The sequence below is a fragment of the Rheinheimera gaetbuli genome (genome assembly GCF_054781935.1).
Genome location: NZ_BAAGTL010000028.1, coordinates 34,555 through 60,127 on the forward strand (window position 1 = coordinate 34,555; position 25,573 = coordinate 60,127).

The 25,573-nt window shown below is 49.8% G+C and carries 24 protein-coding genes; 11 read left to right on the forward strand and 13 right to left on the reverse strand.

Going from position 1 to position 25,573, the window contains the following annotated elements:
- Nucleotides 1-37: 37 nt before the first annotated feature.
- From ACYVIC_RS16550 to hemN, 4 genes are all read right to left on the reverse strand, one after another.
- Nucleotides 38-271 carry a FeoA family protein gene (locus tag ACYVIC_RS16550; protein WP_460861730.1) on the reverse strand — a complete coding sequence of 78 codons (234 nt, stop codon included), beginning with the start codon at nucleotides 269-271 and terminating at the stop codon, nucleotides 38-40.
- A 77-nt stretch (nucleotides 272-348) separates the two neighbouring features.
- The gene (locus ACYVIC_RS16555) at nucleotides 349-552 is read right to left on the reverse strand and encodes a YfhL family 4Fe-4S dicluster ferredoxin (RefSeq protein ID WP_460861732.1); all 204 of its coding nucleotides are present in this window, start codon (nucleotides 550-552) and stop codon (nucleotides 349-351) included.
- A 2-nt stretch (nucleotides 553-554) separates the two neighbouring features.
- Nucleotides 555-1,874, reverse strand: a complete 1,320-nt coding sequence (trhP, locus tag ACYVIC_RS16560) for a prephenate-dependent tRNA uridine(34) hydroxylase TrhP (RefSeq protein ID WP_460861733.1) — start codon at nucleotides 1,872-1,874, stop codon at nucleotides 555-557.
- An 83-nt stretch (nucleotides 1,875-1,957) separates the two neighbouring features.
- Nucleotides 1,958-3,319, reverse strand: a complete 1,362-nt coding sequence (gene hemN, locus ACYVIC_RS16565) for an oxygen-independent coproporphyrinogen III oxidase (RefSeq protein WP_460861735.1) — start codon at nucleotides 3,317-3,319, stop codon at nucleotides 1,958-1,960.
- 209 nt (nucleotides 3,320-3,528) lie between these two features.
- On the opposite strand from hemN, the gene ACYVIC_RS16570 reads away from it, so the two are divergent.
- The gene (locus ACYVIC_RS16570) at nucleotides 3,529-4,410 is read left to right on the forward strand and encodes a helix-turn-helix transcriptional regulator (protein ID WP_460861736.1); all 882 of its coding nucleotides are present in this window, start codon (nucleotides 3,529-3,531) and stop codon (nucleotides 4,408-4,410) included.
- A gap of 24 nt (nucleotides 4,411-4,434) precedes the next feature.
- On the opposite strand, the gene ACYVIC_RS16575 is transcribed toward ACYVIC_RS16570, so the two are convergent.
- From ACYVIC_RS16575 to ACYVIC_RS16590, 4 genes are all read right to left on the reverse strand, one after another.
- A complete protein-coding gene (locus tag ACYVIC_RS16575) occupies nucleotides 4,435-5,547 on the reverse strand; it encodes a DUF418 domain-containing protein (protein WP_460861738.1) in 1,113 nt (370 codons plus the stop codon).
- Nucleotides 5,548-5,659: 112 nt separating this feature from the next.
- A complete protein-coding gene (locus ACYVIC_RS16580) occupies nucleotides 5,660-6,100 on the reverse strand; it encodes a nucleoside deaminase (protein ID WP_460861740.1) in 441 nt (146 codons plus the stop codon).
- A gap of 46 nt (nucleotides 6,101-6,146) precedes the next feature.
- On the reverse strand, nucleotides 6,147-7,106 hold the full coding sequence (locus ACYVIC_RS16585; RefSeq protein WP_460861741.1) for a hypothetical protein: 960 nt from the start codon (nucleotides 7,104-7,106) through the stop codon (nucleotides 6,147-6,149).
- 67 nt (nucleotides 7,107-7,173) lie between these two features.
- A complete protein-coding gene (locus ACYVIC_RS16590; RefSeq protein WP_460861743.1) occupies nucleotides 7,174-8,133 on the reverse strand; it encodes a GlxA family transcriptional regulator in 960 nt (319 codons plus the stop codon).
- Between the two features lie 255 nt (nucleotides 8,134-8,388).
- Between ACYVIC_RS16590 and ACYVIC_RS16595 the strand changes: the two genes are divergently transcribed.
- The 7 genes from ACYVIC_RS16595 (at nucleotide 8,389) to ACYVIC_RS16625 (ending at nucleotide 16,696) form a co-directional block, all read left to right on the forward strand.
- Nucleotides 8,389-8,895: a cytochrome b/b6 domain-containing protein gene (locus ACYVIC_RS16595; RefSeq protein WP_460861744.1), complete on the forward strand. Its 507-nt coding sequence runs from the start codon at nucleotides 8,389-8,391 to the stop codon at nucleotides 8,893-8,895.
- Nucleotides 8,896-9,218: 323 nt separating this feature from the next.
- Nucleotides 9,219-9,767, forward strand: a complete 549-nt coding sequence (locus ACYVIC_RS16600) for a hypothetical protein (protein ID WP_460861745.1) — start codon at nucleotides 9,219-9,221, stop codon at nucleotides 9,765-9,767.
- Nucleotides 9,768-10,116: 349 nt separating this feature from the next.
- Nucleotides 10,117-10,821, forward strand: a complete 705-nt coding sequence (locus ACYVIC_RS16605; protein WP_019674548.1) for an ABC transporter ATP-binding protein — start codon at nucleotides 10,117-10,119, stop codon at nucleotides 10,819-10,821.
- On the forward strand, nucleotides 10,808-13,333 hold the full coding sequence (locus ACYVIC_RS16610) for an ABC transporter permease (RefSeq protein ID WP_460861748.1): 2,526 nt from the start codon (nucleotides 10,808-10,810) through the stop codon (nucleotides 13,331-13,333). Before ACYVIC_RS16605 ends, ACYVIC_RS16610 begins: the two co-directional genes overlap by 14 nt.
- 111 nt (nucleotides 13,334-13,444) lie before the next feature.
- Nucleotides 13,445-14,563, forward strand: coding sequence for a type 1 glutamine amidotransferase domain-containing protein (locus ACYVIC_RS16615; RefSeq protein ID WP_460861750.1), 1,119 nt, complete (start codon nucleotides 13,445-13,447; stop codon nucleotides 14,561-14,563).
- Between the two features lie 28 nt (nucleotides 14,564-14,591).
- Nucleotides 14,592-15,287, forward strand: coding sequence for a response regulator transcription factor (locus ACYVIC_RS16620; protein WP_460861751.1), 696 nt, complete (start codon nucleotides 14,592-14,594; stop codon nucleotides 15,285-15,287).
- Nucleotides 15,284-16,696, forward strand: a complete 1,413-nt coding sequence (locus ACYVIC_RS16625; RefSeq protein WP_460861753.1) for a sensor histidine kinase — start codon at nucleotides 15,284-15,286, stop codon at nucleotides 16,694-16,696. Before ACYVIC_RS16620 ends, ACYVIC_RS16625 begins: the two co-directional genes overlap by 4 nt.
- Here the strand turns inward: ACYVIC_RS16625 and ACYVIC_RS16630 are convergent.
- Nucleotides 16,686-16,856: a hypothetical protein gene (locus tag ACYVIC_RS16630; protein ID WP_460861755.1), complete on the reverse strand. Its 171-nt coding sequence runs from the start codon at nucleotides 16,854-16,856 to the stop codon at nucleotides 16,686-16,688. The two genes, ACYVIC_RS16625 and ACYVIC_RS16630, sit on opposite strands and share 11 nt — an antisense overlap.
- A 506-nt stretch (nucleotides 16,857-17,362) precedes the next feature.
- Between ACYVIC_RS16630 and ACYVIC_RS16635 the strand changes: the two genes are divergently transcribed.
- Together ACYVIC_RS16635 and ACYVIC_RS16640 are read left to right on the forward strand one after the other, a co-directional pair.
- Nucleotides 17,363-20,563, forward strand: coding sequence for a S8 family serine peptidase (locus tag ACYVIC_RS16635; protein WP_460861757.1), 3,201 nt, complete (start codon nucleotides 17,363-17,365; stop codon nucleotides 20,561-20,563).
- Nucleotides 20,564-20,624: 61 nt separating this feature from the next.
- Entirely contained in the window at nucleotides 20,625-21,158 is a 534-nt protein-coding gene (locus ACYVIC_RS16640) for a PEP-CTERM sorting domain-containing protein (protein ID WP_460861758.1), read from the forward strand.
- A 100-nt stretch (nucleotides 21,159-21,258) separates the two neighbouring features.
- On the opposite strand, the gene moeB is transcribed toward ACYVIC_RS16640, so the two are convergent.
- The 4 genes from moeB to ACYVIC_RS16660 form a co-directional block, all read right to left on the reverse strand.
- Nucleotides 21,259-22,029: a molybdopterin-synthase adenylyltransferase MoeB gene (gene moeB, locus ACYVIC_RS16645; protein WP_460861760.1), complete on the reverse strand. Its 771-nt coding sequence runs from the start codon at nucleotides 22,027-22,029 to the stop codon at nucleotides 21,259-21,261.
- Complete coding sequence (locus ACYVIC_RS16650; RefSeq protein WP_460861761.1) at nucleotides 22,016-22,414, reverse strand: YbaN family protein; 399 nt, start codon at nucleotides 22,412-22,414, stop codon at nucleotides 22,016-22,018. The genes moeB and ACYVIC_RS16650 overlap by 14 nt, the downstream gene beginning before the upstream one ends.
- A gap of 75 nt (nucleotides 22,415-22,489) precedes the next feature.
- Nucleotides 22,490-23,155: a hypothetical protein gene (locus ACYVIC_RS16655; protein WP_460861762.1), complete on the reverse strand. Its 666-nt coding sequence runs from the start codon at nucleotides 23,153-23,155 to the stop codon at nucleotides 22,490-22,492.
- Nucleotides 23,156-23,193: 38 nt separating this feature from the next.
- On the reverse strand, nucleotides 23,194-24,927 hold the full coding sequence (locus ACYVIC_RS16660) for a substrate-binding domain-containing protein (protein ID WP_460861764.1): 1,734 nt from the start codon (nucleotides 24,925-24,927) through the stop codon (nucleotides 23,194-23,196).
- 235 nt (nucleotides 24,928-25,162) lie between these two features.
- Here ACYVIC_RS16660 and ACYVIC_RS16665 point away from each other — a divergent pair, with 235 nt between their 5' ends.
- Complete coding sequence (locus tag ACYVIC_RS16665; protein ID WP_460861765.1) at nucleotides 25,163-25,528, forward strand: hypothetical protein; 366 nt, start codon at nucleotides 25,163-25,165, stop codon at nucleotides 25,526-25,528.
- Nucleotides 25,529-25,573: the final 45 nt, after the last annotated feature.

The following is a 25,573-nucleotide window of genomic DNA, read 5'->3' on the forward strand; positions in this document are numbered from 1 at the left end:
AACACTGGCATAACAAGAGTTGGGTACCTCGCTGCAATTACGCAGCTTGCACCCGAATTTTGCTGGCAACTTTGTGCTCCAGCGAATAGACACAGTCGGCAATAGCAACGACTACAGCGCCGTTAAAAGGCCCGCGCCGCAAGCATAAAACAGATAAACCGCTATCTAAGCCTATTTCACGCAGCCTGTTGCTGACGGCAGGTGCTAAGCCTGCATCCAACGTGGTAACTGTTACCGTTTGGCCTGCGATAGCGTCCCAAAGTGACATCATCTACCCACCTCAGCATACAAATGCAAATTGTTCGCATTGTTACTTATTTTCGGGCATTATACAATGCTAAAAGCGCCTTAAGCACTGTTTAGCGGCTCTACATGAATACAATCTAACGGGCATACCGCAATGCAGGTAGGTTTATCGTAATAGCCAATGCACTCGGTACACAACAGCGGGTCAACTTCATAGTGCTTGGCGCCCATGCTGATAGCTTCGTTTGGGCACTCCGGCACACACATATCGCAATTAATACAACTGACTTCAATTACGGCGGGCATGTTTAAACTGCTGCATTAATGGCTAAATCCGTGCTCACTTCTACTGCTACCGGCAGCTGTTTTAGCAGCATGGCAAAGCGCAAGTCGATGCGCATTGGCAGTAACACTTTTAGCTGATAACACGCGCCCGGCGCTAATAAAATAGCGTTGTTTTGCTTATCCCGCAGCGCCTGTAAAGTAAAACTCTGGTTGCCAGCTGGCGACATTAATATCAGGCTATCGCCAACGCTAAACTGGTTTTTCACCTCCAGCAGCGCGAAACCGTCGCTGTCTTGCTCAGCAATAAACTCGCCGACTAACAGCTGCTCACCAACACTGTGGCTGGTGTCGTAGTTTTGCGTGTCCTGCGGTTTATGCCGGCGTAAAAAGCCTTCGGTAAAGCCGCGATTGGCCATACCGTTAAGTTCGCCGAGTAAGTTAGGGTTAAAGGCTTTGCCGGCCAACGCATCGTCTATAGCCCGGCGATACACCTGTGCGGTGCGCGCGACATAATACGGCGACTTAGTGCGGCCTTCGATTTTCAGTGAATGCACCCCCATCGCGGTAAGGGCCGGTACATGTTCAACAGCGCGTAAGTCTTTAGAATTTAGAATATAAGTGCCGTGCAAGTCTTCATCTATTGCCATCAGCTCACCGGGGCGGCCCTGCTCTTCTAACAATGCCGGCGTGCTTATTGGGGCAAACTGGCCGACGTCGTCCTCGCGCGCGGCATGCACCTGATACGGCCAGCGGCAGCTGTTGGTGCAGGCGCCCTGATTCGGGTCGCGCTTGTTAATGTAGCCTGATAACAAACAGCGGCCAGAGTACGCCATACAGAGCGCACCATGCACAAAAACCTCCAGCTGCATATCAGGCACTTCGCGGCGGATTTCGGCTATTTCGTCCACCGCCAGCTCGCGTGATAAAATGACCCGCTCTACGCCTTGCGCCTGCCAGAATTTGACCGCCGCCCAGTTTACCGTATTAGCCTGTACCGACAGGTGCAGCGGCATTTGTGGAAAATGCTGTTTAAGCAAATACACCACACCGGGATCGGACACGATTAGCGCGTCCGGTTTAAGCGCCACTACTGGCGCCATATCGGCAATAAAGCTTTTTAACTTACTGTTATGCGGCGCAATATTAACCACTACATACAGCTTTTTACCCAGCGCATGGGCTTCGTTAATACCGGTTTCAAGCGCGGCTAAATCAAACTCGTTATTGCGCACGCGCAAACTGTAGCGCGGTTGACCGGCATACACCGCATCGGCACCATAGGCAAACGCCAGGCGCAGGGCTTTTAAGCTGCCTGCAGGGCAAAGGAGTTCAGGAATAGTCATGTATTTCTCTGTCGCGAGTAAAAAGCAGGTATTTTAGCGGCCGCAGCCAAGCCTGCTTTGATCTGCCGCAACACAGCGCAACACTACACTACTTTTGAATAGCGCTGCTGGCCCTGAGTTAAATAGGCATCAAAACAGGCGCAGATGCTACGCACCCAAAGCCTGCCATTGTCAGTCACTTTAATGCGCCCGGCGTATACCTCAACCAGGCCGTCTTCCATAAAGGGTTGCAAACGCTCCAGCGCTTCGGCGAAATATTGCCAGAAGCCGCTGACCTGCCACTGCTGGCTAAAGGCGTCGACATCCAGCTCAAAGTGACAAATAAGCTGGCTGATTAAGGCAGCGCGCAGTTTATCGTCGCTATTTAAACTAAAGCCGCGCTCTAGCGGCAGCTGGCCGCCGTTAATAGCCGCATAATAGGCAGGCAGCTCTTTGCTGTTTTGCCACAACACACCGCTTACCTGGCTGATGCTGGACACGCCAAGGCCAATTAACGCATCCTGGCCGGCGGTAGTATAACCCTGAAAATTACGCTGCAGCTTACCGGCTTGCTGCGCTTTGGCCAGGGCGTCATCAGCTTTAGCAAAGTGGTCCATGCCGATAAACTGATAGCCGGCCCCAACAAAACGGTTAATCGCCAGTTGCATTAATTCCAGCTTTAACGGCGCATCCGGCAAGCTGGCATCACTTATTTTGCGCTGAGCAGCAAAACGCTCGGGTAAATGTGCGTAACTAAATAGCGAGATGCGGTCGGGGTTAAGACGGATAATTTCGTCCACCGTTTGGGCAAAACTGGCGCTCTGCTGATACGGCAGGCCGTAAATAAGGTCAAGATTAATTGAGCTAAAGCCCAGCTCACGGCTTAGCTGCACCTGATGGCGGATAAGGTCGGTATCCTGCAGCCGGTTAATGGCAATCTGCACTTTTTCATCTAAATCCTGCACCCCAAAGCTGACCCGGTTAAACCCCAGTGTACGCAAATGCCGCAGTTTATCGTCGCTGCAGCTGCGCGGGTCTATTTCAATGCTAATTTCAGCATCGGCTTCAATAGTAAAGTGTTGCTGCAGCAGCGCCATAAGCCGGCTTAGCTGCACTTCTGTTAAAAAGGTTGGGGTACCGCCGCCTAAATGCAGCTGATTAATGCTTTTGCCCTGCAGCAGCGGCTGATACAGCGCCATCTCCTGCGCTAAGGCATCCAGGTAAATATCGGCTTTATGCTGATGACGGGTAACCACTTTATTGCAGCCGCAGTAGTAACACAGCTTATGGCAAAACGGGATATGCAGGTACAAACTAAGTTCGTTCGGGCTTTGCGCTATCGCCGTTTGAATTTGCGCGCGATCAAAGCCGGTGTGCAGCGCTAATGCCGTTGGGTAAGAGGTATAACGCGGGCCGTTAATATTGTACTTACTGATTAACCTGGTATCCCATTTAAACCCTTGCATCTTAACCTCGTTTTATACTCTGATAACGCAATGCAGTATAGGGGGTTAAGCCGCTTCAAATTTTGATATGCATCAAGCCCTGGTCACAGTAGACGTAGTGCACACCTGGCACATGGAGCTAACCACTCTGGGCTATAAAAAACACGACAATCAAAACCGTGGCGTATAAGCTGATACCATACCCAGCATAATTTCGACTGTGAAACACCTTGAAAACTAACTACAGCTTAATTCCTGAAAAAGCACTACTGGCATCGTTACCTGAGCATCTGCAAAGACGCTTTGAGCAAGCACTGCAGTCAATGCAGCAGAATTTAGAGCAGCAGCTAACATGGCAGCAAATTGCCCGGCAAAGTGCTATTTCGCCAGCGCATTTTCATCGTCAGTTTAAAGCGCTGTTTCACGAAACACCCGGGCATTATTTAAGCCGGATACGGTTGCAATTTGCGACAGAGCAGTTACTTAGGTTTCCGGAGCGACCCATTACTGAAATTGCACATCAGGCTGGTTTTTCTGAGTCGCAGGCCTTTGCCAAAGCCGTAAAACGAACACTTGGCTTAACCGCTAAAGCGATAAAACACATGGCAAATAACGCCACACCTCAGCAAACAGCTGAGTTAGTCGCTAAACTATCCCAACCTTTTGCTCAGGGGAAACTGGAGCAAAACCTGGCCGAGAACATACCTGCAGAGTTAGTCTGGATAACGCAACGCACCGCTAAAACGGTTGCGGTGGACAATGCCGATTGGGAGCTTTTGTTGGAGCAATTTGGTGCCGGCTGCGAGGGCCTGATTGTGCTTACCCCCATACAACAACTAGACCGTGGCTGGCAACATATCGACATAACAGTGTGCGATTGGCATGCCAATAAAGACAACCATGACGTGTTACTAAAAGAAGGTTACTTTTTATCTGCGGAGATAACCTTAAAAAGTGCCGCATCCTACTTCGCTGCATTTGACGGCCTGTTTAACATTGCCAGGCAGCGCGGCCTGACAATTGATACAAACGGCTTTTTAACAGAGCAACTATTAGATTATTGCGACGAAGCAGGTGCGACCTTTTTATTTCAGCTGCCGATAGCCTGCTAACGAGCACTTTCAGGCGTATCTGATTTAAACACCGCTGATCTTTCGCAGCACAACCTCCATAGGGCCCCGGCCAAAAAACTGTGCATACAGACCGACCAGCAACATCGCGGTAAGCGCAATGATGATTGCAACGCCCAGTAAAGCAAACTGGCCAAATTGCCCGAACCAACCCAGGCCATATCCGGCAAACACAAAGCCCGCTAACACCCCCTGCAGCATATAGCTGGACAACGAGTTTCGCCCTGCCAGTAATAAAATGTTGGGGATATGTGTTAGCCGCCGCGCTAAACGAACCAACAGATACAGATACACCGCAGACAGCATAGGGGCACCTAAGCCAATACCAATAAACCCGAGAAATTGCAGCCAGTCTGTTTGCAAGTAACCCCTTACCACCAGCGCAAAGAGTATATTTAACGGTAAACCCAACACAAGCAACCAGGGTATGGCGTGTTCAAGCTGGGTAAACGCCTTATGGCCAGGTTGAAAAAAGTGGCTTTTACCTGCAGCGAAACCACTACTAAAGGCAGCAAAAACCAACGGACCTTGCACAAAAATAAGCGCAAAAAAGGTGACAGGCCAATCGTCAAGGCGTGACAGTACCGTTTCAGCATAGTTACCGCCCAGGCTATAGGCCGGTGCCGGTATCTCCCCCTCGAGAGCTACAGCTAAAACAATTACCATAGCGCTTAGACAAACCACACTAAGCGGGAGCATCCACATAGCTATCTTAAGTAATTTTTTGCTGTCGGCTTCTTTTAAGCACCACAGTAAACTGCCAAAAAGGGCGTATAACACCAGAATGTCACCGCTAAACACCAAGGTGGCATGCAACACCCCTAATAACAACAGCCCAACCATTCTGCGGCGGTAGCGTTGGGTAAAACTAAAACCTTTCGTAGCTGCCTGCTGCATTTGTATCGCCATACCCCAACCAAAAATAAAGGAGAACAGTAAGAAAAACTTCAACAGAAAAAAGGCCTCAACAAACACAGTTGCCAGTTGATCCCAGCTGCTTTGCGGTGTGCTAAACATCTCGGTTACTGGAATAGCCATAAAGGGCACATTGACGATACCGATGCCTATCAGTGCCACCATACGAATAACATCGACTTCAAAACTGCGTTGATTGGACATGCGTTTCCTCCGGGTTATTGGAGGGCACATTATGACAAAAGCTGAATACCCAAACGTGTCCCAAACTGCTGCAAAAAATTTTTGTCGGGTTCAGTGTCAGTGAAAGCGGCCCTTACTCGCCAATATCTTCAAACCACAGCTGCGGCTTGGCGGCGATAAAATCCTGCATCAGCGCAATGCACTCGGCATTATGCTGGTTCTCCAGCACAACGCCGCGGCTTTGCACATAAGCCTCTGGCCCCTGAAAGGTTTGGTTTTCACCAATCACCACCTTTGGTATGCCATATAGCAATACGGTGCCGCTGCACATATCGCAGGGCGACAAGGTAGAGTACAGCGTAGCGCGGCGGTAATCGGCAGCGGTTAAGCGGCCGGCATTTTCCAGGCAATCCATTTCCGCATGCAGTACACAACTGCCCTTCTGTACCCGCTGGTTATGGCCGGCGCCAACAATTTTGCCGTCAATAACCAACACCGAGCCAATCGGAATACCGCCCTCAGCTAAACTTTTTTTCGCCTGGGCGATAGCCGCCTGCATATAGATATCTGTCATATTTGCTCCTGTTGTTAGCCGTTACATCCATACAATACTGCACAAACTATGCTGGCGGGCTAACTTGATCAGCCTTAACAATAGTGATTCCCAAAACCTGATACAAATTAGCATGCTGGTAATGTTTTGCCGGGTTAAATTCAAAATCCCATAATGCTTTACCCAGATCGAAGTGCCCGACCACCGGCAGGGTCTCCATACCATCAATGTAGCGTTTAAAAAACAGCTGATAGTCCAGGCCGCTTGTGGCTTTTAGTACGGTGACGATATCTTCACTACGGTACAGCTTTTTATTGCGGGGATAATGCTGATATAGCATCCGCATTGCATCATTCAGGCTATATCGGTTAGCCGTTCTCGTGCGAATATCATGATCCAACACCATGGCAGCAACCCAGCCACCGTGATAAACCAGAAAGTAATTATTAAACTTTAACTTATTAGTGCTGCCCGCTTCGCGCATCGATAACCGGCCTAAGCCTGCTGCGCTGTGATAAAAACCCAGCGGCACGGCGGCGATGGCCAACACATCACGCGCTGAGATTAATCCCAATTCAGTTGCCGCTTTAAAGGTATAAAACTCAGCAAAACCTTCATTAAACCAATGTTCACGGCCATCATGATACCGAAATGATTCTGCACTCCACAGATGAAAAATTTCATGTAACAACAGAGTCTGCCAGTTATGTATGCCAAACATTTTGCTGTCAGACCAGGTTAGCAGCAGTAGCTGCGGATCAGCCTCCCCTGACAAATGCTTACCATGGCGAATGCGTACCGTAATGTCAGTGTAAGCCTTACCCTGCAGATCCCGCGGATAACCACCAAAGAGCTGACGATAGTACTGAAAACCAGCGTTAATCGTCTTAGTAAATGCCGGCTGCTTTGCAACAGACTGCGCATCGGCAAACTCATAGTGTAAGGTGATATCGTCCAGCGTGATGGTTTGCTTAATGACACTAGTGGCATTGTCGCTGGCATGGCTGCTGCAAACAACTAGCAGCATCAAGACGGCCAGAATCCGAAACTTGTTGAACATAGTAAAACCTTTTTGCGTTGGGGTTATTGAGGCATTAACAAAAGCGCTGTTTGTACTGGCCGGGAGTGCAGCCAAAAGCGGTATTAAACAACCGGATCAAGCTGCGTGGGTCCTTGATACCCACTTCACTACAAATACGCTGCAGACTGTAACCGTCACACAGCAACAAGCTACGGGCTTTGTCCAGCCGCAGTTGCTGCAGATACTGTACCGGCGCCATGGCAAACCGCTCGCCAAATAGTCGGCGAAACTGGCGCTCGCTCAGCGCCACTTGTTCAGCCATATCAGCTACCGTTAAGGGTTGAGTTAAATTAGCCAGCAGCCATTGTTGTAATTGGATAAAACGCTGCTCGCCACTGTGCTGAATTTTTAACGGGCTGGCATATTGTGACTGATCGCCACTGCGACGCAGATACATCACCAGCTCCCGCGCGACCGCCTGAGCAATGGCTACGCCAAGATCTTGTTCAATCACCGCCAGACATAAATCGATACCCGCGGTCATGCCGCCGGACGAGTAAAACTTGCCCGATTTAACATAGAGCCCGGTGGCGTTTACCTGCACTTTGGGATATCGCTTCTGTAAATCGGCGGCAAAGCGCCAATGTGTTGCCAGCGGCAAACCGTCAACCAAACCACTGTGCGCCAGCAGATAGGCGCCGGTACAGATAGATAACACCTTATCTGTGTCCATACTGCGCTGACGCAGCCAGTACATAAAATCCTGATTGGCCGTTAGCTTTCTGGCACCTGCCCCACCGGGAACAATCAGATAGTCCAGCTTAGGGCAAGTATCCAGTGAGTACTGCGCGATTAATTGCAGGCCATTTTCAGCAAACAGCGGCACCGTATTCAGGCCAATAATACACTGGCGGTAATAAGGTTGTTTTCCGGCTCCAAGCAGTTCCTGGTTTGCCTGACCAAAGCAATCCAGCGCCCCGGCCAGATCCAGTGCCTGAATATCCGGATAAATAATAATGCCTACCGTAACCATAACAGCCTCGTCGTCAGGTAATTTTGGTTACTGTAGCAAACAAAACTCCGACCGAAATGACATTAAATTCACTTTTTCGGCCATTTTGAGATTTAACCCTAACGGATGGCCCATAGCCAAGGCAGCAGAAGCTTGCGGCTATTCGAGTCGCGACGTCAGACGTTTTAGCTATCAGACCTTATTTAATTCACAGTATGTTTACTTTCTGACCAAACGCCTTTAGCATGACGGTGTTTATACCCGGTTGGAATAATAATGAAATCTAAGTCGTATATTATCGATAGAGCGCTGCATTGGATATCAGCTTTATTGTTGCTTTTTATGCTGCTGAATTTATCGTCTCAGCTGCATAATGTGGACTGGGATATCAAAGGGCAACTCGAGCACAGGCAGGACGCCGTTGAACTTCATGCTGTTTTAGGCATTACTCTACTGCTGTTCACCATTGCGCGTATCATTTTTCCATACCTTAGCAAAACCAGCATTGAGCGCGTCACTCCTACCTCGAAAAAGCACTCGATATTTATCAAACTAACTCACCTTAGCCTTTACACCTGTATTTTTCTCTTGGCGGCGACAGGATTAGCGCTAATTAACAATTATCAAATCCCCCTTACCGTGTTTAGCATTGAGCTAACACCAGACAAAGACGCTTTTTATCAGGTTTTTCCCGGAATTCATGATATCCATATGGTCCTTAAACAGTTAATTTGGTGGCTGATAGCTATTCATTTTTTTGGCATTATGTACGCCAAAAGATAAAACCATCATTTCGACCTCGTGTTAAATAGCACCCGTTGAGATGAAGTTTAATTTTGTTGTGCCCCTAATAATCGAGGGTTTAATGCGAGTGCAACTGCTGCAAATCCCACTTATTGCCGTATAAATCCTCAAACACTGCCACAGTGCCGTAACGTTAAACTTAACGCCTTTGACTTGCATGGCGTGATAGACCAGAAGAAACTGTAAAACAATGTAATTTCAATGAATCTTTCACGTCAATACCGCTCTTACATGCAGGCCAAAATATAACAGGCCGCGATTAAACTTAGCGATATTCAGCTTACAAACACAAGGTTATTAACATGAAAAAACTTAGCGCTCTTTTTATGGTTGCTGTTGTAACTACCGGCCTGTCGGCTTGCATAACCTATAAAGTACCAAAATATCAAAGCTCTGCAGATACATTGCTGCACTTACAACAATTAAAACTAAACCCGGTCGCAGTCACCGCAATCAGCCGGCCGCCGGGTGTCGACGATCACATGCAATGCCAAACTCAGGGGCAGGTTAAAGCCGCTGGCGGTTACGCTTACTATGTAGACACAGCTCTGCGCTCCGAACTGTCTAAAGCTAACTTGTTAGACGACAACGCAGCACTGCAATTGACCGGTATTTTGCATAAAGTTACCTTTAATTCCTGGAGAAATAGCTGGCAGTTGATGCTGGAACTGACGTCATCAAATGGTCGTAAATTAATCACTCAAACAACTTATCGTGGTGACGCCGTGAGCCTGGAAGAGGAAACAAGCTGTCGTCTGGTTGCACAATCTATGTCAGCTGCTGTACAGAAGTTATTGCAACAAACGCTGACCAGTGACGACTTTGCCACTTTGCTGCAACCAGTGCCATAACAGCCATTAGGGGCCTGGTTAGTCGCTACCCGCCAAACAACTGGCTTAAACAGTGATAACAAGTGCCGTCACCCTGCATGCTAAAGCTGGCCACCAGCCCTTAAAAGCGGATAGCAGCGCCTGAGACCAGCGGCTCCTAAGCCTTATTGCAGGCGACGTTTGTTGCCAAAAACACTGATTGATAAACTCGCGGCGCTATCAGAGCCTGGTAAATAAGGTACGCGAGCTGTTATAGATGTTAAGTCGTACCATCTTAACGGCCAAGCCGGCTATTTGGGTTGCTATTTCACATCTGTTTCACGCCATGGCCGTTACGCTTCGATGACTAAACCATTGAAGAGGTGACAGCATGTCGCTATCCGCTTTAAGTACCATAGCACTGACGAATGTCAGTCAAAGCTTTAGCCATCACGGCCATCAGGTGCAGTTGTTTCAGCAGCTGAGCCTGCGCATTGAACAAGGCCGGTCTTATGCCATTACCGGGCCGTCGGGCTCGGGTAAATCCAGTTTATTAATGCTGATGGCAGGGCTGGAGCCGCCAAGTGCCGGCCAGGTGGCTTACCTGCAGCAAGGGCGTAGCATGGCGCTGACGCAGCTGCGACAAGACATTGGCTTTGTGTTTCAGCAGTTTCATTTATTGCCGGAGCTGACCGCGCTGCACAATGTGGCCTTGCCGCTTAAATTACGCGGCGAAAAAAATGCCGAAGCCACGGCCAGCGACTGGCTGGAAAAAGTCGGCCTGGGCCATCGGCTTAACCATAAACCACAGCAACTCAGCGGCGGCGAGCAGCAGCGGGCCGCTATTGCCAGAGCCTTAGTATTTCAACCGAAGTTTATTTTTGCCGATGAGCCCACCGGCAATCTCGATAGCAAAAGTGCCGCCGACGTGGCCGATTTGCTATTTAGTTGCTGCCGGCAAAACGGTGCGGCGCTGGTAATAGTAACCCATAGCCCGCCACTGGCCGCCCGGGCACAGCAGGTGCTGGCCTTTGACAATGGCAACTGTGCCGTGCTGGCAAAGCCGCAGAGTGAGGTGCAAGATGCGTGCTACTGAGCAATTACGGCATAACCTGCAGCTGGCCTGGCATTTTTATCAGCAGCAAAAGCGGCACAGCAAAGAGCGCGTGCTGCGCTGGGTACAGGGCATTCTGCTATTGTTTATTGTTACGCTAAGCCAGACCAGCGCCAGCATTCAGGCTTACCTGGGCCAGAACTTAGCCAACCTGCTGGGCGCCGATTTAGTGCTAAGCCAACCGCTTGCGCTAACGGCCAGCCAATACACCGAACTCGCTTCGATGGCAGAGCAAATTGTACTCACTGAAAGCTTAACCACGACCCTGACCCACAACGACCAATGGCAACGGGCAACGCTAAAAGCTGTAGCCGAAGATTACCCGCTACAAGGTGAACTGCGCAGTGCGGCATTCCCCGGCGGGCCTGACAGAGCCAGCAGCCAGGGCCCGGCGGTTGGTGAAATATGGCTTGATTCGCGCTTACTGGCCGCTTTGGGGCTGCGCATTGGCGAACAACTGCGTATTGGCGGCCAGCAGCTGAGTGTAACGCGCATTTTACTGCATGAGCCAGACCGGTTGATGGAGGGCCACACCGTGGAAATGCGCGCGCTGCTGCACCGCCAGGATCTGCAGCAGTTTCGTGCTGCCGACGATATTATTCAGCACCGCTATCTGGTTGGCGCCAATGCGCAGCAAATCGCTACTATCCGGCAGTGGCAAAAAACGCATTTGCCAGCGGCGCAGCTGCACCATAAGCACGGCGCCCACCCGCTTGCCTTGTTTTGGCAGCGTACCGAAAACTTTATTGGTTTAGCCTCGATATTATTATTTTTTATGGCCGCCATCGCCATGCAGCAGCTTAGCCGGGCGCAACTGCCGCAACAGCAGTTTTTCAGTGCGGTGTGTTTAAGCCTGGGTGCATCGAAACAAAGGGTGCTGCAAATTTCTGTGTTGAAGTGGCTGTTCGGCCTGCTGTTGCTATTACCGCCGGTACTGCTGCTGTCTGCGCTGTGTCACTACTTGGCGCTGCAATGGTTAAAGGCGCATGCCTTTGCCGGGCAAGAGCTGGCCGGCAGCTTCGCCACGTTAATCTGGCAGCCCGACATAGTGCTGGCGGCAAAAGCTGTGTTTGCCAGCGCGACGATTTTTTTTGTCTTCAACTTACCGTTGTGGCTGGCGCTGTGGCAATGCTCGGTGCGGCAGTTAATTCAGCAACAGCAGCGCAGCATCAGTACCGCCGTGCTGTTTGGCTGCGCCTTGCTGGTATTGGGAGGCGTGGCGGCACATTACTCAGATAATGGCCTGCTGACCAGCATGCTGCTCGGCTCGATGTTGGTAAGCATTGCGCTGCTGTTAGCGCTGAGCTGGCTGGCATTGTCGCTGGGCGAAAAGCTGAGCCAGCCGTTTTCCGGTTTGCTGCCGTTTGCGCTGTATATGATGAAGCAGCGCCTGCTGAGCAAAACTACACAGATTTTAGGCATAGGGCTGGCCGCTTTCTTATTGCTGTTTACCCTGATGCTGCTAAAAGATTTGGGCGACAATATGGCGGCCCATCAGCGGGCGCATGATGGCAACCTATTGGTAACGCAGGCAAGTGCAGCGCAAATGGCAGACATTGAGGTGTGGGCGGCGCAGCACAACATGACCATTCGCCAGCATAAGCCGTTTATCTACGCTCAACTTAGCCATATCAACGGCGGCCTGCTCTCTGACGTGATACAAAAACCCAGCGACAGTCTGGCAGCCTTTAACCGCCCGGTGCGGCTGCACTGGAGCGCAGATATGCCCGGCAATAACCGGCTGGTTAACGGCCAATGGTGGCACAGCGCAGCTGACAACTGGCAGCAGTTGTCGGTGGAGCAGGAAGTGATGACCGACCTTGGTCTGCAGCTGGGCGATAAGTTAGGGCTGGTCATTGCCGGGCACTACATCGAATTTAGTATTGTGGCCTCGCATGCCTACCAAAGCGGCGCCGGCGCTATTACCTTCTGGCTGCAAATGCCGCCTGCAGCGCTGGCACATATCAGCGCGCCGCATTACAGCATGGCCAGCCTGGAGCTGCAGCCACAGCAGTTCTCGTTACTTGGCCAGCTGTGGCAGCAACACCCGTCGCTACGCATGGTATCGCTGCAAGAGCTAACCCAGCGCTTTGACAGCAGCCTTGCCATGGTAACCCGGCTTATCAGCGGCTTTGCCGGCTTAATTATGCTGCTGGCAGCCATTGTGATGCTGTCTTCGGTGCATGCCGTTGAAGCCAAAGAGCAGAAAAAGAACAGCATTATTCTTAGTTTTGGCCTGTCAAAACGCACCTGCCTGCAGCTGAACTGCATCGAGTGGCTGGTAACCGGCGCTATTGCTGCCTGTGGCGCCATTGTTGCCACCTGGCTGGCCGGATTACTGATTTATCAGTCGCAGTTCTCCCTGAGTTACCAGCCTGATATGGGCTGGTTGCTGGGCACTCTGGCCGTTATTGTCACGCTGGTGACGGCATTGGGTATGCTGCTGAGTAAGCACAATTTGTCGGGCTCGGTGCGCCAGCTGCTGGCGGAGTAAAACCCATGGCCAAAAAACAGCGCCGCCATTTTTCTCATTCATTTTTTCACATTCGTTTCACAGCGGCTTTGCCATGCTGGCAGCGCAACCCTATTGTTAAGGAGCACTAAAATGAAACAACTTAAAATTTATATCCTGATTGTCACTACCCTGCTTTGCGCGCTAGCCACTCAAACAGCAATGGCAGCAGCGCCCGACAGCAAGCGTATTATTATGGTACTTAGTGGCTATGGCCAGCCAGAGCAACGAGCGCCGGGCTATGAGTTTGATGAATTTGCCAAAGCGTATTTAGTCTTTCAGGCGCATGGCATTAGCGTTGATATTGCCAGCCCGCAAGGCGGCACTGTAGAGGCCGATAAATACGATGCGGCCAAACCTTATAATCAACAGGTGCTGAACGACGCGGCGATTATGGCGAAGTTACACAATACCCATAGTACAGCGCAGCTAAAAGCCAGCGACTATAACGGCATTTTTATTGTTGGTGGCAAAGGCGCCATGTTTGATTTACCAAAAGATGCAGCCCTGCAGCAACTGATCGCCGCTATTTATCAGCAGCAGGGTTCAGTGGCCGCGGTATGTCATGGCCCTGCGGCACTGGTTAACGTTACATTGGCAGACGGCAGCTATCTGGTGGCCAATAAAGCGGTAAACGGCTTTACCAACGAAGAGGAGCGCTTATTTGGTAAAAAGTGGTTGGCCAAATTTGATTTTATGCTGCAAGACAAGCTGACTGAGCGCGGCGGCCGCTTTGAGCACAGCCCAATGATGCTAAGCCATGTGGCCGTGGATAACCGGCTGATCACCGGACAAAACCCGGCGTCAACGGTGGCGGCTGCCAACGCGCTGCTGCAATCGCTGGGCATTACCCCACAGCCGATGGCGCCGCACAAAGATGATGCCACCCTGGCACTGGTGGCTGAGCTTTTAAACGGCAACATTACGACAGCGCAGCTGTTAGCGGCCGATGCCAAGCAGTATCAGCTTGAATTGCTCGGCATGTACGGGTATTACTACCTTAATACTGCCAACGCCACACAAGAGTGGCAGCATGCGCTAACGCTGATGCAAGCGGGCCAAAGCGCCATTAACAACCCGTCGCTGGATATGGCTATTGCACAAACTCAGCTTAAACTGGGCGACAAGGCCGCAGCACAGGCCACCCTGCAGCAGATCTTGGCCGCTAAGCCCGATTTTGCCGCAGCAACAGCGCTGTTAGCGACTTTATAGCCTTAAACTGTATTGAATGGATTGAGTGATGAACAAGCCCGCCGCCCTGCAGGTACTGCTGATTGAAGATGAGCTGAGCATTGCGAAAAACATTGCCGACTATATGGAGCAAAAAGGCCATATCTTTGATTTTGCCAGCAATGGCAAACAGGGGCTGGCGTTGGCACTGCAACAGCATTACGACCTGATCATTTTAGATCTGAACCTGCCGGGTATGGACGGCCTGCAGTTATGCACAGCGCTGCGGCAACAGGCCGACCGCCATGTTCCGCTGCTAATGCTCACCGCCCGCGACAGCATCGATGACAAGCTGGCTGGTTTTCATGTTGGCACCGACGATTATCTGACCAAACCGTTTGCGTTACAGGAGCTGGAAGTGCGTTGCCTGGCGTTGTCGCGCCGTCATCTGTTGCAACAGCAGCACACGATAACTCTGGGGCCGTTAGTGCTGGATAAACAGCGCAGAATAGCCAAACGCGATGGCCAGCAGCTGGCACTTAATACGATGGGTTATAACATTCTGCTGCTGTTGGCAGAAGCCTACCCGCAGGTGGTCAGCCGCAGCGAACTAAGCCAGCATTTGTGGCGTGATGAGCCGACAGAGTCTGACGCGCTGCGCTCGCATATTTATCAGTTACGCACAGTGCTGGATAAGCCTTTTGCTTATCCGCTGTTAAAAACCGTATTTGGCGTCGGTTTTACGCTGGAGATAGCCGCAGCATGAGCGCAAAAACCGCCAACAACAGCACCAAATTTCACAGTTTAAGCCGGCGTATCGTCGTGCAGTTTTGTGTTTTCACTCTGGTTATTTCTGCCGTTTACAGCCTTATTTCTTTTACCCTGATGTATACGCTGGAAGACAGTTTTATTGAACAGCAGTTGCAGCAGGAAGCGGCCTACCTTAGTACGCATTATCAGCAAACAGGTAGCTGGCCCGCGCCAAGAAGCGACTCGATGCAACTGCACTTTCACCGCGACACCCTGCCCGATGAAATACGCTACAAAGCACTGGCAGAGCCAGAGCGCAAAGAGTTTTTCGGACAGCAGGGCTTGCATTATCATTTGTACACGGTGATTGCTCAGCCAGAGGTGTTGCTGCTGGCCGAAGTGAGCCAGCAGTTACTGGTGCGGCCTATTAGTGGTGGTGTGTTGCAATTTTTGTTTATCAGCGCCCTGCTTGTCAGCAGCATTGCCTGCCTTATCGCCTGGTTTGTCAGCCGCCGCACCACCCGGCCGCTGAAACAACTGGCAGCACTGGTCGATAGCGTTGATCCACAGCATTTGCCGCAGCAATTTTCTAAACATTTTGCCAGCCAGTTTGCCAACCAATTTGCCAACGATGAAGTGGGCATTTTAGCCCGCACACTACAGCAGAGCCTGAGCGGTATCGCCCGCGCGCTTGAGCGCGAAAAAAGCTTTACCGCCGATGTAAGCCACGAGCTGCGCACCCCGCTGGCCGTAATTAAAAACGCGGTGGAGCTATGGCAAAGCCAACAAACCGGCTATCAACAAACTACTCAGCAACACACTGCTCACCCACGGACAGGGCCTGGCACCGATCAGCAGCTAATGACGCGCATATACGATGCTGCGGTACAAATGGAAAAAACGGTGCAAACCTTGCTTATTCTGGCCAGAGAAGAGCATGCCGCCGACAAAGATAGCCGCACTGATTTGATGCCGCTGCTCGAGCGGGCAATTTTAGACAACAGCATGCTACTACAAGGCAAGCCGGTGACGGTTCAGCTGTGTGACAGTTGCCAGGTTAACATTAATGCCAATGCCGATATGCTAAAAGTGCTGCTGGATAATTTGCTGAGTAATGCCTTTAAATACACTGAAGCCGGTGAGGTAAGCATTGCCTTTAGTGATAACTGCCTGCAGATCCGCGACACCGGCCCGGGCATAGCGGCCGATATTTACCCGCATATCACCGAGGCCGGGGTAAAAGGCCGGCACAGTACCGGCTTTGGTTTTGGTTTAGCCATCGTCAAACGATTGTGCGAGCATCAGGGCTGGCAGATGAGCGTCAGCAGCGGTGGTCGTATCGATCAGGGCAGCAGCGACCACGGTAACTGCAGCCCCGTTAGAATAAGTACGGGTACCATGGTCAGTGTCGGGTTTAGTCACTAACGTTGCCATCGCCGACATAGCGATAACCTGAGAAGGTGTCAGTCGAGACTTCATCAATTTGCGTAAAAAAAGCAAAGGTGCCCTTCATCCTCATCTGCTGCTGTTGTGGCAGTATTGCGCTGTCGATTTTAGTAAAGCGTAACGTCAGGTTAATCAACATAACGCCGGGCTTGTGAAACCGGCGTGAAATCAAAACAGCGGCTGATTAAACAAACGGCGTCTGTGCCCCTGAAAATTGGCCATTTTTCAACGATGATAAATACACCCATTAAATTTACAAATACAGGTTAACGATGTGGCATTCACATGCGTTAAAACTATAGATTTAATGGCGTTTTTTTATTTATTAAACAACCAGGATCTGTCAACTACTTTTACACTTTTAAAATTTCAACCCTGCAAAATGAAAATATCACATTTAAAAATAGATACTTAATTACATGGCCCACATTTTGCGTCAAACAGATTTGACTACATGAGTTACAAATAACCCGCCCTAATTTTAATAATAAAAAATTAAGGTATAACAAAAACAACAACCATCGGACTCTTTAACCCTGAGTAAACCATTGTTAATAAGAGAAAAACCACCCGCCACGGTTTGACATTTATAAGCATTTGGCTACCGGGTTAAGGGAATAAAAATGATGTAAAAGGGAGAAGTAAATGAAATGTAATAAGTATCTACTAGGGATTGCAATATCGACCGCTTTGGCCGGCGCACATGTAAGTGCATCACCCTATATTATTCAGGTTGATGCCAGCCAACTATCCTCAACGGGTAATACACCGGTCGCACAGTCCGCGTCAGGGCTATATATTGTCGAGCTTAAAGACGCCACTGCAATTAATATGGCTATTCAACTTGGTGAGCTGATCCCTAGCAACCAAATTGTTGCCATATCAGGTAATAACTACAATGCTAACTCGCCAAAAATTAAAGCTTATGTTGCAGCAATAAAAGCTAAACAAGAGTCGGTGGCAACTGAAACAGGCGTAGTCGAAGTACTTAACCGTTACGCCCATACTTTTAATGGTTTTTCAGCTCGCCTTTCGCCTGCGCAGCTAAGAGCGATTAGCAACCACCCAGATGTTGCCTCAGTTTATCCTGATGAAATACATCAACTACAAACATCTAATACACCAACATTCCTGGGATTAGTAAGTACAGCGGGCGATGGTTTACATGACATTGGTATTACAGGCGAAGATATTATTGTAGGCATTCTGGACTCCGGCATCTGGCCAGAAAACCCCTCGTTTAGTGATGCGGCAACCAGTGCCGCCAATACTTACGGTCCAGCGCCTGAAGGATGGGCCGGTGAGTGTAATGTAGGTAGTGTTGGCTCATTTAGCCGAAATGGCGAAGTGATTTATGATGACTCAACGGCGCCAGCTGACAGCTTCACGTGTAACAACAAACTTATTGGTGCACGTTATTTCGGCAGTACCTTTTCAAGCTTATACGAAATGCAGTTTGGTTTGGGCACATTTGCTTCTGCCCGGGACGAAGATGGCCACGGCAGCCACACTGCATCAACCGCAGCGGGTAACTCGGGTGTTACAGCGGTTATCAGTGGTGCTGAGGTTGGCGTAGTATCAGGTGTGGCGCCGCGCGCGCGCATTGCTGCGTATAAAGTTTGCTGGAATTCAAATTACGTCAACCCACAAGGTACACCAGAAAGAGGCTGTTTCTTTGGTGATAGCCTGGCGGCGATAGACCAGGCCGTCGTTGACGGCGTTGATGTATTAAACTACTCCATTGGCAACTCTCAAGCGATTAACAGCCCTGTCTACAACGCATCGTTAAGTGCAGCCAATGCCGGCGTGTTCTTTTCAGCGTCAGCTGGCAACAGTGGCCCTACTGCAGCTACAGTAAGCAACATTGCGCCGTGGATTGCAACTGTTGCAGCGTCAACCTATGACGGTATATCAGCGGCTATTGGTCGGGCACTTTCCGTCAACAGTGGTACTTTATCTGGCAGTTCTTTCTTCTCAGTGCCGGCTGCAATTGGTACCGCAGTTCCAGAGGGTGGTTTAACAGCCGATTTGGCATTGGCTAACCCAATACAAGCTTGCGGACCGGTAGACGGCAATGTTAGCGGTAAAATTGCCCTTATTGTTCGTGGTGGCTGTGCATTCACCGACAAAATGGCCAACGCAGAGGCTGCCGGCGCAATAGGCGTGGTAGTGTATAACACCAGTGGCACCCCTATCGCCATGGGCGGGACTGATCCTGGCATTGGCATTCCAGGTGTAATGATATTCAACGCTGATGGTGTAGCGCTTGCTGATAGCGTCGATGCAGGTACCGTCAATGTTACGATGTCACTGAATGGTGCCGCAATTGAGGCGGTTGAAGTCGGTAATATTATGGCGAATTTCTCATCACGCGGTGTAAATACACAAAGTGGTGACATCCTTAAGCCCGACATTACTGCTCCTGGTGTACGTATTTTAGCTGCCACTAGTCCGCAACAATTGCAATTTGGTGGCAACTCACAAGGTGAAAACTTTGCTTATCTGCAAGGTACGTCAATGTCCAGCCCCCACATTGCTGGTATGGCTGCATTGTTAGCGGGTCAGTACCCTGGGTGGACTCCTGCACAAATCAAATCTGCGATCATGACAACAGCTCGTCAAAACCTGGTGAAAGAAAATGGCAGCACACCTGCTGATCCGTTTGATTTTGGCGCCGGTCATGTTGCTCCTGCCTCATCATTAAATCCGGGCTTGGTGTACAGTGCTAACCTTGGTGATTACCTTGGATTCCTGTGTGGCCAGGGCGAAGCTGGTTTAGTGTCATCTGCCCGCTTTGGCTTTGATTGTACTGCCATTGCTAACGCAGGTTTTGCAACCGATGCCAGCCAGTTGAACTACCCATCAATTTCAATTGGTAACTTTGCAGGAACAGAAACAATTTCTCGCACAGTAACTGACGTATCAGGCAGTGGCGGTACTTACAACGTCGTAGTTGATGCACCAGAGGGTACCAACGTTAACGTTGCAACCTTTGATGCAAATGGCGCCCCGGTAGCTAGTGGATTATTAGAAGTTGCGCCAGGTGGCACTGCCAGCTACAGCTTAACGTTCAACTCGGTGCCTGGCTTCCCGGTTGATCAATGGGTATTTGGTTCGGTAACGCTTGAGCGCACTGATGGTTTAACGGTTCGCAGCCCGATTGCGCTGAAGCAGGTACCTGCAGAGACTATCGTTGTACCAGAGACCGTGTCGTTACAACTAAACCGAGACCGGGCATTGTTCTTTGTCGAGACGTTATATTCAGGTGATTTTAGCACTACACATCAAGGCCTGAGCTTACCGTTTGCGTCAAATAAAACCTCACCTAGCAACCCGGGCGAATTTAGCTTTGCAACTAACGTCGCGTCAGCAAGCTACTACACCACGTTTGAAGTACCTGCGGGGTCAACCTTACTGAGAATAAGCACCCGCGACGCCTTAGTCAGCGTACCAGGTACAAACTTAGACCTGGAACTATGGGCATGCCGTGCAGCTGGCTGCTCACCATTCCAGAACTCTAAAGGCCCGGACGCAAACGAAGATATTATCATCGTTAATCCACAAAACTCGCAAAACACTGACATCAACTTTTATTTGTTAATGGTGCAGGGTGTAGATTTACTCGGCAATGCGAGTGTTGATTATTCTTCACTGATATGGATCCTCGATGGCACCGAAGCATCTACCGTGGTTTCTGCATCAAGCCGCGCGGTGAAAAATCGCATGCAAAATATCAGCGTAAGAACCCGTGGTTTAACGCCAGGTTTATACATGGGTACCGTTACCTTTACTGATGGCAACGGTGAAGTACAAGGGACGACGGCGTTAGAAGTTGTTCAGCCGTAATTAAGAAAACGCCGGGGTAGCAGGTCTATCCCGGCAATTAAAATAAAAAAGGAAGTAGATAATGAAATCTCTGACAAAACTGATCAGTAAATCTTTATTAGCAATAACATTAATATTTTCAACATCTTTTGCCGCCAATGCGGCTCTGATTAAACAGGACATTATTGGCGATATATACGGCAACATTGGTTATATAGAAATTGCCATTGATGATAGTTTACTTAACACAGGTTCGCTGCTGGATAGTGCATACGGCGAGATAACCTTGGTCAGCTTTAGGCTTTTCGGGTTAGATGTGTTTGATATATTTGGCTTTTCAGCTGTTGTTGATAGTGACAACATCTTTGCTGGTATCGAATTTTTCGAGTTCGACGGTGATGATGTCGGTTTCGGGGCTGATACCTTGCGCTACTATTTGATTGTGGAGGCGTTATTAGGTTTTGGCACCCTTGAAGTAACAGACATTAATGGTGATTTTGTCGGTTTTGATACGTTATCGTTTGGCACAGCCCAAGTCGTTTCAGCCCCGTCTACTATTGCTTTATTTGTCTTGGCAATGGGCGGATTACTGATGCGCCGCAGACGTATACTGTAAGCTATATTGGTTAAATTAAACCCAGCATTGCTGGGTTTTTTATTAATTAATACGCTGCGTTGGCTGTAACCAAATGTACAATCCGGTCCCTGAGCTGCAATTAGCTGACACCACAGACACTACATAGCGAGTCTTTATTTAAACTAAACTGGCGCCATTGACTGGTTAAGCCATCAAACAGCTGTAACTTGCCATACAGCGGTGTGCCAACAGCGGCGAGAATTTTTACTGCTTCCAGTGCCTGCATAGTGCCAATAATACCAACTACCGGGCTTAAAATACCGGCTTCCATGCACGTTAGTTGCTGCTCGCCAAACAACTGGCTTAAACAGTGATAACAAGCGCTGTCGCCCTGCATGCTAAAGCTGGCTACCTGCCCTTCAAAGCGGATTGCCGCGCCAGAGACCAGCGGCACCCGGGCCTTAACACAGGCGGTGTTTATTGCATTTCGGGTAGTTAAATTATCAGTACAGTCGAGCACCAATGAATACTGTGGCACCAACCGTGCTAAATCATCCGCGGTTAAACGTTGTTGCAAGGTATGTATTGCAATCTCAGAATTTAGCTGGCGTAAGCTTGCTGCCGCCTGCCCGGCTTTACTCTGGCCAATATCGGCTTCGCGGTACAATATTTGCCGCTGTAAATTGCTGCGCTCGATCGTGTCGTCGTCTACCAGCGTGATGCTACCGACACCACTGGCCACCAAATAGGGCGTAGCGGCACAGCCAAGCCCGCCCATGCCAATTAGCAGCACTTTGCTGGCCAGCAGGGCTTCCTGGCCACGAAAATCCATGGCTGGCAGCATCAGTTGCCGGCTATAACGCAGTGCTTGCTGAGCGTTCAGTTCAGTTGGATTATCAGCAGTTGTCATGGTGTTTATCCAGCAAAACCAGTTCAGGGCGGCGCCATAGCCAGATAGCGACCAGCAGCAAAAAGCACGGTAGCAGCAGTTTTAACAGTAGCGGTGCCGCCGATAACTGCAGCAGCAGCACGCTGAACAGCATCATGGCGCTGGCCAGATATTTGGCACGTCGCGGCACGACACCATGTTGGCGCCAGGCCAAAATAGGCGGGCCAAGCGTGGCATGGGCTAATAAACGCCGCTCCAGCGCTGGCCAGCCTTTGCCGGCCGCCCAGGCGCTAAGTAAGATAAACGGCACCGTTGGCAGCACCGGCAGCGGAATACCAATAAGACCCAACAGTAAACTGACCACAGCCAGCGTACGCCAAAACAATATGCGGCCGTAGTGCAGCATAAAAACGTTATTCTCCGGTAATTAATGCGTTGAATTAACCGGCACAATCTACCATAACATCGGGCGAAGCTATAGCTACATACTGGCTTTTAGTTTGCCAACGGCACCGGTAAGGCTAACAACATTCCCAGCCAAATGAATATCGCTTTCAGCGTTGTCGCTTTGCTGTTTTAGCTCGCTGATCCGCTGTTTCAGGCTAGCCAGACTAGCAAGATCACCGGGCGCTAACGTTGTTACTTCAGCCGGGTTTTCAGTAACAGCATGCTGCGATAGCGCATTTAGCTTTTGCCGTACCTGTGTCACTTTATCTGCAACCGGCACGGTAACGCCCAGTTTATCCAGTGTCAGGCCCTCCTCTTGCATACGCCGCAGCAAGGTGTCTGAGGGTAAACGTAAGTAACTACTTACAACAACCAGTAAGTCCCGTATTTCAACTTGTTGCGCCAAACTTAACACAGAAAGCGCGGCATACAATTTATTATGGTTAACAAAGGTGGCACGCAGATGGCTTCTTATCACAGTTTCAGACAGCGCAGCCCAATTGCCTTCATCAGGTGAAGTCTGCGCAACATCGCTTAGCACTATGCCTTCTTGCTCCATATGCTCCAACAAGGCTTTTGAAGGAATTTTTAGCTGCTGCACCACCTGTTCAATAACACCTTTTACGTTAAGTGCCTCCAAGGTGCTGTAACTGCTAAATACCGCCTTTAAATTAGTCGCGTCAGATAAAAACCGGTACATATGCTGATCCTTATATTTGCATTAAGCCTATGTGCATGTCAGATAACCCAAACTTCAACCCGGCGGTTGCGCTCCCGCCCGGCATCTGTATCGTTGTTGGCCACCGGCAACAGCTCGCCATATGACTCTACCGCCATAACCGCAATACCACGTGATACCAGCTCGCGCTCAACCGCTTTGGCACGGCGCATGGCCAGGTCGGCATTTTTAACGACTGCGCCTACCGAGTCAGAAAAGCCCATTAACACCAGACGCCGGCCGCTATTTTGCTCCATAAAACTTATTAAACGCTGCAAGTCACGCTTACCTTTGTTATCTAAATCGTTCTCGCCGTAATTAAAGCGGAAGTTTAACGACAAACGCTGGCCAGTCTCGGCATAGCGGTTGTAAGACGGCGGCGCGCTATCTATCGGAAACACTTTTTCTATCCGGATATTTTGAGAGATCAGGCCGGTTTGCTCAACCAGCGCCTGCCCCTGCTCAGAGATAGCAAACTGGGCAAAATCTTTCGCCATTTGCGATGCGCCAGTAGGTGTATACAAATACAAACGACGGGACAGCGCATAGTCTTCTGTACTTACCGTAAAGCGGGTTGGATAAATAGGTGTGGTGTCACCACCTTCAGAGATCGCCAGTGCTTTGTTATAAGAAATGTAATTTAAGCCAATAAAACCAATCGCCGCCTCATCTTGTGACACCGCTACAGACAGCTCAGTGCTCGATTCAAAACGTTGTGCTTCTGCGCTTAATTGCCTGGCAAACTTTTTCAGCACTAAACTGTTAAAGGTATCAAAGGTACCGGAATTATTATCCCGCGCCAGCAAGACAACAGGCCTGTCGGCGCCGCCAAGCTGCGACCAGTTGGTGATCTCGCCGGAAAACACCTTTGCCAGCGTTTCTGTGGATATGGCTTTTAGCGGGTTGTTTTGGTTAACAATAATAGCCAGGCCGTCCAGCGCGATAATATGTTCGTTACCTATTTTGCTTAAATCGCCAAGCAATGAGCGCGCTGTGTCTGTCTCAGCTGTGCTGATCCGGCGCGACGACATGCCGACATCCGCTTTACCGCTTAGCAAATCTTTAAATGCCGTGCTGGAACCATGTGCATGCAGCTGTATCCGGGCAGGCCCGCTGCTGTTATCAAAATTAAGCAGTCGTTCAACCTCTGCTTGCTGTTTTATCCAGTTAAATTGCGAGGCCCCCTGCGCAGCCAAAAACGCTTCCAGTAACGCCGGTGCCAGCTTTTCGCCCACGGTGTTTGAGCCATGTAGCCGCAGCACAAGCTCAGCATTAACCTCAGGCAACGTAGCCTCCACAACAGGTTGCGCTATGGCTGCATTTCCAGTGGTTACTGTGCTAAGCGGGGCCGCATTAGCGCTCACTGGCTGTGATGTACTACCAAGCAGATACCATATACCTGCTGCCAGACTGGTTAGCAGCACCAGAGCTAACACCGACCACATTGCCGTGGCAGGTAGCGCTACTGCTAGCGGTTTAACGTTTGGCGCTGGCTTTGGCACCGCCGTTGATGCCAGCGGCGCCGTCTCAGTGCTGCCAGCACCGGGCATGGCCAACTGCTGTATTTGCGCTAACAACGACTGCAGTTTGGGCTCATCCAACTGTGCTAACTCGGCCAGCACGCTGTCGCGATAAAGCTTATCGCTTTGCAGTTTGTCTGCCGATAACTGGATTTGAAAATGACTTTGGCAAAGCTGTGCCAGTTGCGTCAACGCGGACGCCAGATTTAAAGCATTATTAGCATTTGAACTCACTGCAACACCTGATTAACTGCTGATAAAACAACGCTACTAAAATAGCGGCAAGATATTGCAGCAACATGACAGCATCTGGCGAACAACCACATAACAGTAACTGTAGCAAACTCCGCTTTAACCATTAGTTATTCTTATGGTTAAGCTCTGTTTTATCTCGTGTATCTTACACAGAACTGTCACCATTAATGTCTAACATAGCCAGCAGTTAAATCATGTATCTAAAGGGCTTAAAATGAAACTGGCATCTATCGCGTTATTATCTACTCTGGCTGTTATCAGTGCTGAAAGCCATGCAAGCAACAATACTTATGTTTATTCAAATACCGAGTACTGTAAACTGGCCGCAAGCAACACTTCAGCTGCGCATCTGAATGCGTATAGTGACAAACTGGGTTTTACCCCAGCGGCGAATGAGTGCCGGGTATTGTTAGGTAAAACCGTACAAACTAAGCCAGTAGCAACGGAGCAGGACATCAGAAAACTGTTACGTGAGGTGTTAAACGGTTCGGTTATCCGTCCAACTGCAGCACTAAGCCGTAAACTGGCAGAGCTGCCTGAAGAACAGCGTTATCAAGCAATCATGAAGTTATTCGGTTAATTTATACGCCGGCAGCAGTAGCTAAGCTAACTGCTGCCGGTGGCT